General features: G+C 47.2%; 15 protein-coding genes and 1 tRNA gene. 7 read left to right on the top strand and 9 right to left on the bottom strand.

All coding sequences use genetic code 11. The annotated features are described in order from the left end of the window. Positions 1 to 45 precede the first annotated feature (45 nt). The 4 genes from ACJJIF_RS15700 (at position 46) to ACJJIF_RS22390 (ending at position 2,725) form a co-directional block, all read left to right on the top strand. Positions 46 to 1,032: a porin gene (locus ACJJIF_RS15700; protein ID WP_444929268.1), complete on the top strand. Its 987-nt coding sequence runs from the start codon at positions 46 to 48 to the stop codon at positions 1,030 to 1,032. 760 nt (positions 1,033 to 1,792) lie between these two features. Next, positions 1,793 to 2,080: a putative quinol monooxygenase gene (locus ACJJIF_RS15695; RefSeq protein WP_444929267.1), complete on the top strand. Its 288-nt coding sequence runs from the start codon at positions 1,793 to 1,795 to the stop codon at positions 2,078 to 2,080. 7 nt (positions 2,081 to 2,087) lie between these two features. Beyond that, positions 2,088 to 2,531 (top strand): MarR family winged helix-turn-helix transcriptional regulator, encoded by a 444-nt coding sequence (locus ACJJIF_RS15690; protein ID WP_444929266.1) that lies wholly within the window; start codon positions 2,088 to 2,090, stop codon positions 2,529 to 2,531. Then, complete coding sequence (locus ACJJIF_RS22390; protein ID WP_507021910.1) at positions 2,528 to 2,725, top strand: putative antibiotic biosynthesis monooxygenase; 198 nt, start codon at positions 2,528 to 2,530, stop codon at positions 2,723 to 2,725. Before ACJJIF_RS15690 ends, ACJJIF_RS22390 begins: the two co-directional genes overlap by 4 nt. Positions 2,726 to 2,756: 31 nt before the next feature. Here the strand turns inward: ACJJIF_RS22390 and bla are convergent, their stop codons facing one another. The 6 genes from bla to ACJJIF_RS15660 form a co-directional block, all read right to left on the bottom strand. After that, positions 2,757 to 3,623 (bottom strand): subclass B3 metallo-beta-lactamase, encoded by an 867-nt coding sequence (gene bla / locus ACJJIF_RS15685; protein WP_444932366.1) that lies wholly within the window; start codon positions 3,621 to 3,623, stop codon positions 2,757 to 2,759. 9 nt (positions 3,624 to 3,632) lie between these two features. After that, positions 3,633 to 4,586, bottom strand: a complete 954-nt coding sequence (locus ACJJIF_RS15680; protein WP_444929265.1) for an alpha/beta hydrolase family protein — start codon at positions 4,584 to 4,586, stop codon at positions 3,633 to 3,635. 145 nt (positions 4,587 to 4,731) lie between these two features. Then, complete coding sequence (locus tag ACJJIF_RS15675) at positions 4,732 to 5,289, bottom strand: GNAT family N-acetyltransferase (protein ID WP_444929264.1); 558 nt, start codon at positions 5,287 to 5,289, stop codon at positions 4,732 to 4,734. A 107-nt stretch (positions 5,290 to 5,396) separates the two neighbouring features. Then, positions 5,397 to 5,639, bottom strand: coding sequence for a GNAT family N-acetyltransferase (locus ACJJIF_RS15670; protein WP_444929263.1), 243 nt, complete (start codon positions 5,637 to 5,639; stop codon positions 5,397 to 5,399). A 49-nt stretch (positions 5,640 to 5,688) separates the two neighbouring features. Further along, positions 5,689 to 6,141 carry a YaiI/YqxD family protein gene (locus tag ACJJIF_RS15665; protein ID WP_152450565.1) on the bottom strand — a complete coding sequence of 151 codons (453 nt, stop codon included), beginning with the start codon at positions 6,139 to 6,141 and terminating at the stop codon, positions 5,689 to 5,691. A gap of 2 nt (positions 6,142 to 6,143) precedes the next feature. Beyond that, a complete protein-coding gene (locus ACJJIF_RS15660) occupies positions 6,144 to 6,362 on the bottom strand; it encodes a DUF3565 domain-containing protein (RefSeq protein WP_444929262.1) in 219 nt (72 codons plus the stop codon). A gap of 153 nt (positions 6,363 to 6,515) precedes the next feature. On the opposite strand from ACJJIF_RS15660, the gene rep reads away from it, so the two are divergent. Then, entirely contained in the window at positions 6,516 to 8,549 is a 2,034-nt protein-coding gene (rep, locus tag ACJJIF_RS15655; protein ID WP_444929261.1) for a DNA helicase Rep, read from the top strand. 182 nt (positions 8,550 to 8,731) lie between these two features. Here rep and ACJJIF_RS15650 read toward each other — a convergent pair whose 3' ends face one another. Both ACJJIF_RS15650 and ACJJIF_RS15645 read right to left on the bottom strand, forming a co-directional pair. Further along, on the bottom strand, positions 8,732 to 10,666 hold the full coding sequence (locus ACJJIF_RS15650) for a hypothetical protein (protein WP_444929260.1): 1,935 nt from the start codon (positions 10,664 to 10,666) through the stop codon (positions 8,732 to 8,734). Between the two features lie 330 nt (positions 10,667 to 10,996). After that, entirely contained in the window at positions 10,997 to 11,419 is a 423-nt protein-coding gene (locus ACJJIF_RS15645) for a c-type cytochrome (protein ID WP_444929259.1), read from the bottom strand. A gap of 183 nt (positions 11,420 to 11,602) precedes the next feature. On the opposite strand from ACJJIF_RS15645, the gene ACJJIF_RS15640 reads away from it, so the two are divergent. Further along, positions 11,603 to 11,679 (top strand) — tRNA-Arg (locus ACJJIF_RS15640). A 494-nt stretch (positions 11,680 to 12,173) separates the two neighbouring features. Here the strand turns inward: ACJJIF_RS15640 and ACJJIF_RS15635 are convergent. Next, on the bottom strand, positions 12,174 to 14,027 hold the full coding sequence (locus tag ACJJIF_RS15635) for a 3'-5' exonuclease (RefSeq protein ID WP_444929258.1): 1,854 nt from the start codon (positions 14,025 to 14,027) through the stop codon (positions 12,174 to 12,176). 293 nt (positions 14,028 to 14,320) lie between these two features. Between ACJJIF_RS15635 and ACJJIF_RS15630 the strand changes: the two genes are divergently transcribed. Beyond that, a complete protein-coding gene (locus ACJJIF_RS15630) occupies positions 14,321 to 14,644 on the top strand; it encodes a hypothetical protein (RefSeq protein WP_444929257.1) in 324 nt (107 codons plus the stop codon). Positions 14,645 to 14,666 lie beyond the last annotated feature (22 nt).

Raw genomic sequence — 14,666 nt, 5'->3', positions numbered from 1 at the left:
TCAGGCTGGAACATTCGTACTTTCAATGTATGGAATCCATTACTGATGAAATTTTACGTTTTTACTGCCTTACTAGTTGTATCTTCTTCAGCTTATGCCATGGATGATTGTGCTTTTGACTATGGAGGCCATCTTTATGCCGGATTTTCTAAAGGCCAATTCGATACTAAAAATATTGATAAAGATAAAGATTATGTGACTCATAATAACGCCTCCAGGGTAGACGGTAGCATTTCCTATAGCTGTAATGATACGACAGTTAAATATATTTATTCTTCCGGGTGGGACTTAGAAGGTACACAGCTTAAAAGCAATAAGCTAATTAATGCCATATCAATCAATAATGATAATTTTGGCAGCCTTATTTATGGCCAATTATCAACTCCATATAAGTTATCAGGTAAGGCTGGTGATCCTTTTTGGGATACAGCAGCAGGGACTGTATACGCAGGAAATAATTTTGGTTTCTCAAGCTTAACCAGAGGATTCAGTCCAGATTCTTTGGTATACAAATCTCCCAACCTTAAAAACATATATATAATCGCTGGTTACAGTGGATCTAATTCAAAAGGAGATTACCATAGTGGCCTGGAATATAAAAAGGATAATCGTTTGATTGGAATCCAATATATAAGCATAGGAGATAGCCCATCAATCGCTAATGGGCAGTCGGTCGATAAGGCAGTACGACTTTATGCTCGAAATCAATTCAGTTCCTGGAAAGTCAGTTTATCATTTGAAGAAGTTGACAAAATTATTGGAAAGCGTGAGCAATACCTTAATATTTCAGCGGAGCGACCGATCGTTAATTTTGGACGAATAGCTCTTTCTTATGGCCAGGTAGCCGATGCAGGATTTAAACTTATAAATGGATCAACATACTATGGCGATGGACATGGCTATAGTATTGGGACGTTTTATGAAGCTACAAAAAATTTTGAAGTCTATTTCATCGGTTCAGCGCTTAGACTTGATGATAATGTTGACCAAGACAGCCTGGTTTTAGGTTTGAAATATAATTTCAGCTTTTAAAGTTATAGAAAAATGGATTATGTTTTTTAGCACTTAAGAGTATATACAACTACCATACTCTAAATTAGGCTTTGACACTAAGATTAATAGTATAAATAAGCACTTATCCAAAAGGCATGGTTGAAAATCTAACCTTTTTCTCCCATTTTGCTACAGTGGGCGTGATCCGCCCACCTTGCAACACAAATAGATGCTACAAAAAATTACATTTCTCAAAATAAATTTAACTACCTGATTAACATAAAAGCGCACTGCAAATATCAATCAGCAACCACCCGCATAGCGGGTGGTATCATGAAAACACCCTAGCAGCTTCGTCAATTGCATCTACTCTTGGAGACACTATTCCATCTTTTGATTCTTTATGCACTCTAGAATTACTTTCTCACCAAGCCCACTGTAATCACGCAATAGCCTCGTGCCCCAAAGTATCTCCCAGTAAAATTTCCCTATATATACTCGAATTTCCGAAACATCTAGATTACAGATTTCCTTTTGAAGAACCAACTGCACTGTAAATACTGAGCTTTGGAGGAAGTATCAACTACATATAAATGTGATACCTCATCGAATATCTTTCGATTAACTCAACGTCCTTTTTGTAGTGGCAAACTATTTTAGGCTACCTAACTCTGAGCACTCCAATATTTCCTTTTCACCATATTTACTGGCAGTCCATCCTTTTTCTGGTGGGGCGATCAGTTGACACAACCATTTATATAGTTATCATGGTAACCACAACCATCCAAGGGCACTAGATATGAACGAGCATCTATTCATTATTGCCAAGATTTCCCCCAAGGCGGAGTTCTTCATGCAAGCCAAGCAGGCCATCCTGTCCATAGTAGCTAATACATTGGAGGAAGATGGCTGCCTGAAGTTTGCAGTACACGAGGATGGGAAACACCTGTTTTTATACGAGGAGTGGCGCAGTCAGGAAGGCTTAGACAAGCATTACGCTATGCCTTATATCACTCCGATATTCGAAGCCTATCAAGAGTGGCTAAAAGAGCCTGTGGAGATCAATAAGCTGGAGAGGTTAGCTTAATACCCTTATGTTTTTTCTCAAAGAACTTCCCTCACAACAGATGGTTGAGGGATACTCCAAACGATTCTCTATAAAAGATCCCGCTGCCATTCAGGACGCGCTTGGCATGATGCGGGATGCGAGCCTACTATTGCGGGAGCTTGAGGGTTATTTTTCCGAGCACGGAATCTCCCAGCTACGCTTCCTGGTAATGATCGTTATCGACCGGGAGCCTCAAAGAGACAGTTTACTAGCCTCAGAAATTGCAGAACGCATTGATGTTTCTCGGCCGGTAATGACAAGAACCCTGAAAAGCATGCTGGAAGATAAGCTTATCGCTATGGAAGCAGATTCCAGTGATGGCCGGGCAAAATGTGTAGCACTCACCAAGATCGGTAAAAAGTTTCTACAGGAAATACTACCAGGATACTTTAAGATAATTTCTAAATTTATGAAGGAATTGAACAGGTGAAGAAATCCTTACTACACGCCCTGTGTATCTGGGCATTGGTTTACCCTATTGTTACTCTATTACTTTTGGGGATGCAGGCACTGGAATTGCAAATTGCAATTGGTTTAAAAGCACTAATAATGACCGCTATTCTGGTCCCACTAATGTATTTCTATCTTGTGCCAAAGGTACATCAATTTTTGGCCCGGCATTAATTTGCCGAGCCATGTTTTGTAGCGCCAATATCTAGTCAGCAGAATATTTTTCAGCTTCTAGCTGTTCATTTAATTTTTCTTCCGCTTTCTGTGCATACTGAAGGCAGCTTACTGATTTTTTCTGTACAGCTGTGTTTTTAAACTCCCAGCCGCTGGCAGGTACATGGGGGGTAAGTAGTAAATCACAAGGTAAATCCCGCACACGGGCGAAGCTTGTACGGAAGTCCTCTAGGATATTGGGGTAGCGGCGGTTATCAATCAGTTGATAACCGGGCGCTGAAAGGCTATCAACATAGGCTACATCTGTAATTTTACCATCCACTTTGTCTTCCCAGGTCCAGGCCATACTGCCCGGGGTATGGCCTGGGATAAAATGTACGCGTAGACGCAAGTCCCCTAGAACCACTTGCTCGCCATCATGCAGAATACGATCCGCCTTTATTGGCGGATATAAAAGTTCGTCGGCAAAGTGTATATCATTGGCGCCGCCGCGAGCCATTAACACCGCTGACTCGGCATTGGTTACCACCTGAGCGCCCGTCACACGTTTTAGCTCAGCTATAGAACCAATGTGGTCTGCATGGGCTTGGCTGTGCAAGATTAATTTTAGGTCCGTGGGGGCAACTCCCAATCTGCGCATATTCTCCAATAAGTGCTCGGCCGTCTGCTCCATGCCACCATCAATTAGAATCGCCCCCTCTTTGCCTTTTAATAACAGTGAGGTAATCCCCTCGGTACCTATTTGCCAAGTGGTATCTGCAATCTTTAGCGGCGCTACTGGCCGGCGCCAGAATTTCGGCACCTTGTAGTTTTCCAGTTGCGGCAAGACAGCAAAATTTTCCGCAGCCGAAAAACTGGAATAAGCTGCCATTACTATTGCGGCTAATCTGATTCTTATATTCATCTATTAGTCTCTTTTTTCTGCATCTGAGATACACCTCGGGGCCCCATTGAGCAGGGTACTTTTAATCCAACCAGTAATTCGCGTAAAAACTGCTTTCCGGTGATTAACACCATCCGTATCCGTCATATAGTGATCGTAACCGGGGTATTCCCAATAAGTCAGCTCACAACGTCCAGCTGATGCATAGGCATCTCGTGTTGCTCGACTGGAGCTGACCGGAGCAGATTTATCTTCTGTACCCTGGATCAATAATACGGGGGCATGGCTCTTCAATAAATCATTGACCGGCACCTGATCGACGACATCGGCCCACCAACGCATAGAATTACCTCCCCAGACTTCCGCGCTTTCAGGGTTGGCTCGGGCATAGGCGAGTTTGACATCTACTTCTTTAGCTACGTGGGGCGGAACCAAACTCTTTAACACTTGAGCAAAGGACTGCCCCAATCCACTTGAAAAGACCACTGCCGCATCAGGATTTAGCCTCGGCGCCAGTCGTGCAACAAGAGCACCACCCTCGGAACCGCCGAACAGGACCAGCTTGCCATTCCACCAATCAGCGCCGCGCAGCTCCTCAATAATTTGCTCTACATCTACCGCACGCTGCTCAACGGTGTGGTTAGCTACATACACTTTTGAACAATCTTTAAATTGCTCTTCCGGGCTGTCAGAGTGAGTTACACCATATTTTTCTACCAGCAATACAGCATATCCTGCCGCCATCTCTTTAGCCTGTTGGATAGTAGTATTTTTAACAGCAGGTAGGCAGCCAGATCCCTGGGCTATCAGGAACAAGCCATATTTCCCGTTATTCGATGGTTGCTCTAAAGACCAGTAAAGCGCTGACCCATCTGGGCGTTTACTGACTTTAAGTAGAGGTTCGGCGGACACGCCGATATGCAAAGTCGCTAGCAGAAAACCAGTTGCCGTTATAAAGGCCGATTTAAGAAAACCCATAGCGAGAACTCCCTGCCCTCACCTGAAATTAATGGCGGGACTATATTTGCTTGGTTATTGTTGAAGAGGGGGTGAACCTCATATTCACCCCCTCTCCGAACCCAAGAAAAAGTAATGGTTCCCGAGCTAACTGAAGCTAATCACATCAAGATTTTTTCCAATCATCAGCACTTAAGCGATAAAGGCAGTGCCGCTGCAGATGGCTTTCGCTGGGGACCAGTGGGTGTTCAAAGACGAGAGAATCCCGCCGCATACCCAGTCGCTCCATCACCCGCTGGGAACGAAGGTTTTGTAGTGCAGTAAAGGAAACGACTTCGCTGAGATTCAGGGTATTAAAAGCTACATCCAAAGATGCTTGTGCAGCTTCACTGGCATAGCCTTTTCCCCAATGGGGAAAGGCCAAGCGCCAGCCAATCTCTACCGCTGGAGTGAAGGGCAAATCTTCGGTCACATTTTTCATACCGACAAATCCGAGAAACTCGTTGGTGTCTCTCAGCTCCAAGGCCCAAAAGCCCCAGCCGTATTTCTCAATATGCGCAATACTGCGATCCACACCGGCATCACTCTGCTGTCGCGTCAGCAATGATGGGAAGAACTCCATCACCTTAGGGTCGGCATTCATTTCGGCAAATACAGGCTTATCTTCCTCTCGCCACTGGCGCAGCTGTAAGCGTTCGGTCGTGGGTTGTATTAATTCAGGCATGGAATATTCGCTATTCAATATTTTATTTCTGCTGAAAACCTTTAGACGGTGCAACCATAAAATCGCACTGATCCAGCCATTTTCGCTGCCCTGGATAAGCCGCTTCCTCAAAGCCCAATTTCTGGTAGAGAGTCCGTGCCGCTAGACGCTAGATTAGTACGCAGGACAAATAAAGAGCACTCGATTGCATCCAGGGCTCTAGTTCCTGTTTGTGCAAGCTGTACTACCAGCGCACGCCCCAATCCAGCTCCGCGATGATTGGGCGAGACAATTAAGCGACTTAGGTGGCCGCGGCCCAGGTGTTGGTAATATTGCCCAAAAGCCAGGACATCAACGTTGGGAGTTGCCACTCTTCCATTGGCTTCAGTCTCAAGTTCTCCACGGCAATTCCCTTTAAAGTTACTTGCGGCTCTTCGCCAGCCACCGGTCCAACTGATCGGCGAAAGCTTTGCGGTCCGCCTGACTCAGGGCCGGAGGTCCGCCGGTATGCACGCCGCTGGAGCGCAGGGTATCCATAAAGTCCCGCATATTCAGACGCGCGCGGATATTGGCTTTGGTGTAACGCTCCCCACGGGGATTCAAGGCCTCTGCACCCTTATCGATCACCTCTGCGGCCAGGGGAATATCGCTGGTAATAATCAGGTCCCCCGCCTCACAGCGCTGCACTATCTCGTTATCCGCTACATCAAAGCCGGCGGTGACTTGCACGGAGCGGATATAGCGCGACGGCGGCACCCGCACCGCTTGGTTGGCCACCAGTGTCAATTCGGTGGCGGTGCGCTCGGCGGCGCGAAACAGGATTTCCTTGATGGCGACCGGGCAGGCATCGGCATCGACCCAGAGTTTTGTCATGGCTATACAACCTTATCGAGCGTATCGGGCGCTGCGCCCTCATCGCATTTCTTGCAATTGAGCTGGAATCCCAGCATGGACTCGCGCCCCTCTTTAGTGATTACCCAGGGCCGGTTGGTCCAGGGGGGATTGTGGCGTACATGTTGGAAATGACCACAGGCGAGTTCCGCCACCCAGTGGTCCTCTTCATCCAGGTGGTAGCCGGCAATAGGTTGTTGCATGGAGGTTACACAAGCGGGAAATAAGGCGCAGTTATAGCCAATCCCAGGCACAAAGTATACGCGTGGCCGATCGTTCACACTGGTGCTGGGAGGATTTGAGTCAAGGCTGCTAGAATCTGCTGTTTTCCGCTACGCGAAGATGCAGCTCCATCTATGACCCAGCTCAACCCCCGCCAATCCGAAGCCGTGAAGTATGTCGATGGCCCCTGCCTGGTACTGGCTGGCGCCGGCTCCGGCAAGACCAGCGTAATCACCCGCAAGATCGCCTACCTGATCGAGCAGTGTGGCTATGCCGCGCGCAATATCGCCGCCCTCACCTTCACCAACAAGGCGGCGCGGGAGATGAAAGAGCGGGTCGGCAAGCTGCTGGCAGGCCCGGATGGCAAGCGCTCCAAGGCGAGTCACGGCCTCACCGTGTCCACCTTCCACAACCTGGGGCTGAATATCCTGCGCAAGGAATACCGCGCCGCCGGCTTTAAGCCGGGCTTCTCTATCTTCGATGCCGAAGACGCCCGCGCCCTGATCAAAGAGCTGATGTTGAGAGATGGCGACCTGGATACGGATCTGCTGGACCGGGTGCAGAACCAGATTTCCAACTGGAAGAACGATATGCTCACCCCGCGCCGCGCTATGGAACAGGCGCAGAGCCCCGGTGAGCAGGCCATCGCTATCGCCTACGACCGCTACTGCGAAGCCCTCAAAGCCTACAATGCGGTCGACTTCGACGACCTGATCCTGCTGCCGGTGCAGTTGTTCGACAAGGACCCGGAGCTATTGCAGCGTTGGCGCAAGAAGATTCGCTACCTGCTGGTGGACGAGTATCAGGACACCAATAACTCCCAGTACCTACTGGTGAAGCTACTGGTGGGCGGGCGCGGCGGCCTCACTGTGGTGGGGGATGACGACCAGTCTATCTACGCTTGGCGCGGCGCGCGCCCGGAGAATATGAGTGCGCTGAAGAGCGATTTCCCCAACCTGCGCCTGATCAAGCTGGAGCAGAACTACCGCTCCACCAGCCGTATCCTCAAGGTGGCCAACCACCTGATCGCCCACAACCCCCATGAGTTCGACAAGGCCCTGTGGTCCGATCGCGGTCTGGGGGAAGAGATCCGCGTACTCAAAGTGGCCAATGAAAACGAGGAGGCAGAGCGCGTCGCCAACGAGATCTTCCTGCAAAAGAGCCGTCGCGGCTGCAAGTTTATGGATTTTGCCGTGCTCTATCGCGGCAATCACCAGGCGCGCCTGATCGAAATGAAATTGCAGGAACACCAGATTCCCTACCAGATGTCCGGCGGCACCTCCTTCTTCGCCCGTGCCGAGATCAAGGACGTCATGGCCTACCTGCGCCTGCTGGTAAACCCGGACGATGACAATGCGTTCCTGCGTATTATCAACACTCCGCGCCGCCAGATAGGCACCAGCAGCCTGGAAGCCCTGGGCAACTATGCCAAGGGCCGCGAGATCTCCATGTTCAAGGCCTGCTCGGAACTGGGTTTTAAGGAATATATCAACGAGCAGGGCTATGAGCGCCTAAACCGCTTCGCCCTGTGGCTCGAAGGGGTACAGCGAAACTGTCGCGATACCAGTGCTAATAGCGCCCTGCGCGAGATGCTGGAAGATATCGACTACGCCGGCTGGCTCTCACAAAACGCCAGCAGCGAGAAGGTGGCCGAGAAGCGCATGGAGAATGTGTATTGGTTGCTGGAAAGCCTCAACAAGATTATGGAGGGCACCGACGATGAGCTGGAGCAGGATATTCGCTTGGAACAGGCCATCTCCAAACTAATCCTGCGGGACATGCTGGAGCGCCAGGAGGAAGAGGAAGCCACCGATAAGGTCAGCCTGATGACCCTGCACGCCGCCAAGGGCCTGGAGTTCCCGCACGTGTTTATGATCGGTATGGAAGAGAACTTACTTCCCCACCGCAACAGTATCGAAGACGACAATATCCAAGAGGAGCGCCGTCTCACCTACGTGGGCATCACCCGCGCCCAGCGCACCCTCACTATGACCCTGGCCGGCAAGCGCAAGCAGTTCGGCGAAACCCAGGACACCACGCCCAGCCGCTTTATCGACGAGCTGCCGGAAGAGGATGTATTGCTAGAGGGGTTTGGCAAGGCGACACCGGAGCAGAATCAGGCGAAGGGAGAGGAAACTCTGGGGTCTTTGTTGAGTATGTTTGATTAATAAACTTAATCAGTTAATCAACTCTTCTAGCAAAGGGCCACTCAGCTGAGTGGCCCTTTTATTTTGAACTATCAACAGAATACAAAGCTCTAGTTCAGAAGAATTATCAAGCCTTTATATATTCGTGAAAAAATACTATTCTAAGCCAGCAATTCCATCAGAAAAATAGACTTATCGATGAACTACTGTATTGCAGATAATTTCCAACGGTCAATATAACCCGAAGCGCCTAAACATGATTCATCACCGTTACGCTTACAGCTGTCCATCTCCTGGTAAACACGAAGATAATAAAATGTACCGTCAAAAAATAGTGGCTCAACTTCTCGATAACGCCATTCCACACAATTTACATTGTCACCTGAACAGCTGCTATATACCTCAAATTCAACATTATCTACAAAGTATCTATGCTCTCGGAAATCACCTTTATCAGACCAACCGAAAAGACTCGATGCGTATTCAGTGATGTAATCATTCCCTTTAGATACCTGTATACCACTACCATCTGTATAATAGCGCAATCCAAATTGCTCGTAATAATTCGGCAATTCCGGATCAAGTGGATCGAAAATACCACCATAATTAAAAATATCTGAAGGAACAGGAATCTCAGTACCGCGTACAACCGGAGTGGCATAACCCCCGTCAATCGAAGCTAAAGAACCATCTTCTCGGCGTAATACGCCTAAAGTTCGGATGGCTGCACCATCAACTCCAAAAGTGTAATACTCTACTTTTACACCGCGATTACTTTCGATAATCAAATTCCCAACATCATTGAATGAGAGCACACCGCTATCTACATAATCAGAGAGAAAGTCAAATCTCTGATCAATCGTTCCATTCTCATTCGGAGTAATAATCGACGGCTCCCAAAGCTCCACAGATGAAAAGTTACTATATTCAGAGCGATCCCTAAACCCAAGAATAGAAAACTCAGATGAAGATATCCCCTCTAGGCTACCAACCCGCTGGTTATTTACCTGAGCGAATCGGTCCACCAAAACAAAATCAACAGTCTCTCCACCTTCACCCTGCAACTGACAAGAATAAGCATAGTCAACCTTATATGCAGAATAAAATGCAGCATCATAATACTTTATTAACCGAACACTCTTCAAATCAGCGATAGAGCTTTCAGCATTAAGGCAATAATCAGGGAAATCACTAGTTCGGCCCAATTCAGACACATCTAAAGTTGTGATATTTTCAGTCACTTCAAAACTTACAGAGTTATTTTTTTCATAGCTAGAATAACGATCTACAAATTTTCCAGAACCGGATGAGCCACCTGATAGATTAACCGCCAATCCTTGAATACGTTCACTGTAAGTATGTAAGGTTACAAATATAAAGTCCTCCCCAGAATAACCTTCAACAGGAACAATTTGTTTATCATCACTAACAAACTGTTCAAGAATCTGCTCATAGGTTTCACCACTTACGGAAGGCGTGCTTTTTAAATTTAGTGCCACTTTTGCAGCTACTGGATAATCCTGTATGAAATCATAAGTATTTTCGTGAGAAAATAGTGACGAATCACCGCCATTAACTATATACCTAAGACCAACAGCACTCTCCAACAACATTTCCTGTGGTAAAACCTGTGATGCAACCAATAATTCATCGGATGTAGTGATATCACCTTCATTAACTTTTTCCAGAAAAGCAGCTGAAGTGGTAGACAAGGCATTTATATAAAGTGCTGGAAATTCATTAACAGAAACAAAGCCTTCACTCTCTCTCGCCTCAATTTGTGAAAAATCTCCCACATAAGATTTGAGAATAATTTCTTTACGTTCCTCAGTCGGAGGGTAGTGAACAACTATACTAACCAAATCATCAGTCGCTGCATTTTTAATCTCTGCAGAGAAAGCTTTGCTATCAACAATTGCATCGTAATCGGTGTCGCCGACTTTGATCACCACTGAAGCAATACCGTCAATATCTTCCCCTATTAAACCTTGAATAGTCAGCTGAGCTGATTGTGAGCCGCTTTCTCCAGACGCCTCTGATGATCCGACATTTTCACTATTTCCGTTATTATCTCCACCACGACAAGCAGCCAATAGAAACGATAGAGCAGCGAAAGAAAGAAACTTACCTAACGTCATACACGCAATTTCCTTTTGTTGTTGTATACATCTGACTTACGAGCAGGCGCGAATAATACAGATTTTGGGAGATTGGAGGGATAGAAGACCTAATTACAGCTTATTACATCGATGACTACAGACTATTTAATAAAAAATGTTACCTATAGTCACTAAAGACAGTTAATGGTGTTTATTTTTATACCCAATCTATTTAGCTTATGGGAAGAACAGAATAGTAACTGAACATTGCTAATGGCAAAAATCCAGTTGGCTGAAGGTAAGCCACCCTAGATAAATAACAAAAAAGGCCGCTCAATGAGCGGCCTTTTTCCTATAGCGCGGAACAGCTTATTTACTGTTATCGGCCATATAATCAACTGCAGCCTTCACTTCATCATCGCTACAGTCCATACACAGGCCTTTGGCTGGCATAGCATTGAAGCCATTAATCGCATGGCTATACAGAGTGTCCATGCCCTGGGCAATACGGGGAGCCCAGGCAGCTGCATCGCCAAATCTAGGCGCACCTGCAACACCTAATGCATGGCAGGTCTGGCAGCTTGCATTGTAGATATCCTCACCGCTGCGAGTACCGCCGCCGCTGGCACCTTCAGGTGCCGCCGCTACTGCCGCCGCACACTCCTCGCCCTTCATGCAGGTTTCACCTGCCGGCGCAATGCGCTCTGCGATTTGTTCATCAACAGACTGCTGGGCCACTGCCGCAGCCGCACTGACGGCCAGTGCCGCCACAATACCCAAAATACTCTTCATCATATTCCCCCAAAGGACCGAAGTGAGTTGGCCCGCAAACGTTCAATATACTGCCGCAAACCCTTACGCTGCGCATTATAAGCACTGCACCGCCCCCTGCCAAAGACTATATAACCCAAATCCCCTTTAATCCGTCCCCCAGCTTCGGTATAATCCGCCTCCCATTGGCGCAGACAGCCAAAACCGCCCGTAGCTCAGCTGGATAGAGCGTCGCCCTCCGGAGGCGAAGGTCAGAGGTTCGAATCCTCTCGGGCGGGCCATATACAAAGAAGCCCGCTTATGCGGGCTTCTTTGTATATGGCCAACTCCCAGGCTTTGTTCGGACTCAGGTTCGACTCGGAAGCCGCGCAGCTGCCGCAGGGCGAAGCTAATCCTCACGCGCGATCCGCCTCTGCGCCCTTGTTATAACCAACCCCCAGATTCCGTTCGGACTCAGGTTTTACTCAGAGGTCGCGCAGCTGCCGCAGAGCAACAAGCCCACAAGGCGAGGCTAATCCTCGCGTGCTACCTGTCTCTGCGAACCTCCTTGTATATAGCCAGTTCCCAACTAATCCAAATGCTGCTTTACACCAAGCAGGGATTGACGCTATAGCTGCAACCTCCGACAACAAGATTCAGTCTTACATTGCACCCAGTCAAATGGCGAACCCATGGATATGGAAGAAGTGACAAGAAAGTGGTAAAGCAATTGCAAGCTTTGAAGAGGAACAATGAATTAAGAAGTAAAACCTATATTCAAGCTATCCCCCACAAACTAACCTACCAGCATTTCACTCAGTTGATTTCTGCGGTGATAGCAAACCAACAACCGTTCTTGTGCTCGTGTCAGGCCAACATACATACGGCGTACATCATCGGCGAGGTCAATATCTTTATCTTCCTGATAGTTAGACTCATAGCTACCATCAAGAATAATTACGGTATCAAACTCTAACCCCTTACTGCTAGGGATCGGCATAACACTGACAGTTTCAGAATCGGGGTTGTAGCGCTTTTTGTATTGGCCGGCCGCAAGCCAAATACAAGGAATTCCAGCCTGCTTCATTGCAGCAGTCATCAGTTTTCCCGCACGCCCTCCTGGATATAGTACTGCTATATCTTTCCACGCCCTCCCTTTCTGATGCCAAGCCGTTAAACAACGCAGCGCAAATTCAATCTCGTCTTCTAGGCTTTCAAAGCTTTTCACCGACGGTTCAGCACCACTTTTCCCCGCTGTTTTAGGCTCGATTAAGGGAACCTCGGAGTCATTAGATTGAGAGAAGTAGTCCTTGGCAAAATGATATGCAAAATCGAGAATTTCTCTTGTATTGCGATAGTTTAGCCTAAGTATCGTAGTTCGCCCCTGAGCCTTTATCCCCACACTCGACAAGCTAAAACCAAGACCTGACTTTCTCTTATAAATAGACTGTGCATCATCGTACAGTAGCAGCAGTGAATTAGTATCAGGATCAACCATCTGAGAAATTAAGGTTAGCCATTCCGCTTCAAAATCATGCCCCTCATCAATCAGCACCGCCCCGTACTGTCCCTTGGGAATATGCCCTTTCTCAACCGAATCAATCACCGTGAATACTTGCCGCTCCCAAATGGGAGCATCCCTATTGATTAGATCAACATGATAAGCTCGCAACTGCTCGCCGCACCAATCGTGAAAATGATAAACCTGAACCCGATTGTCGATACCTTTTTCACTAATAAAACTACGCAGCCGAGCGGCAAGCGTAATATTGAAGCACAGCACTAAAATGGGCTTGTTTAACGCCTCGGCCAAATAGAGACATCGATACCCCAGAATTAATGTTTTGCCAGAACCCGCAACACCATGAACAACGCGATGACCATCCCCCAAGCTGCGGGCTAGCTGTTCTTGCTGTATATCCATGATTTTTACAATATCTGGTACACTTTCAACTAATGTGCTCTCCGCTGCACTCTCCTCATTTTCAGCAAACAAGTCTTCCTGTGCTGATTCAATACGTATTTCTGGAAATAGATACCAGCGAATACGATCAATCTGAGGCAGGGTTAATTTATTACCAAACTGGTAATTAAACATCCCCCATAATCGCTCTTGGAATTCTTCTGCGCTAACGCTTTCTGTCATCTCATCCCGACAGATCAACAGGTGGCTTGGCAGTAATTTATCGCGATACTCCTCCGGGATACCCTTATCAAGTTGCTTGCGCGTGATATTAGAAAATACCACACCATACCCATATGGAAAGCACAGTTTCCCTTTATGCTTCCCCATTGCCTGCTGCAACTGGGGGTCAGCCTCCAGCACCTTTAGAACCTGGTAGCTACACTGCCTAGCCTGCTCGATCGGGTTACTCACTTTTTTACGACCGCTGGGGGTTTCGAGTTCAACCTCAGAATGACTAATACGCTTAACACTGGATGGCTTCCAGTCTTTAACCTCCAAGAATAGAATACCGCGAGAAGGGTGCAGGATGATAAAATCTGGATAACGGCGCTTTTCTCCCAGGGGGATATCAAACCAGCACAGATAATCATCCTCCAGAAGCGCTTCGAGACGCCGAGCAAAGCGCCTTTCACCTGAAGTCATTTTGGCAAGGCAGGAACCAAGAGCGGGGATTAATTTAGCCACAAATTCCTCTCTGCATATAAAGGGGAGACTGATAATCTTCCATAATTGATACTCGAATATACAGCTCGGTTACAGTCAACTAGCGGTCACTCATATGAGCAAATGATAACCTTAAAGGATAGAACTTATCACGCCAACCCAACAAGCTTAACTGGATAAAATTTTAATAGAGATATAATCGGCACAGCGGAAATCAAAAAAATACCAATATTGCGCACCTGCTTTAATCGCATTTGCAGGCGCATAGCGCCTTACATCAAAATAGCCTTACCTTTATTCCTGAGAATTATGCAGTGGAAGGAACAAGTATTTGGCTAATTGAGCACAAAGCATCACTCGGTGATTTCTCACCCATGAATGAAGATGGCTCTAAATTCATAATTGGAACAGCTTTTGTTCCGGCCAGTAGCAAAGAAGACGCTATGTCTTTATTTGAGCAATACCTTGATAGGCAGGGAATGAAAATATTAGCGCTGAAAAGCTGTAAACAATATGATCCCGCTGACTTTAGCGAAGCCAGTAAAGATGGCCAGCGAGTAATACTTGCGGCGTCCAGCTCAATGACAGACGAGCAGGTCCGCTACATAGGCATGTCTTCTGAAGCAATGAGCCTATAGGATTCCCTTCCTACCTGCACGA

This window comes from Microbulbifer regidiadema (SeqCode) (assembly GCF_052467605.1).
This window is presented reverse-complemented; position numbering and strand designations above follow the sequence as displayed.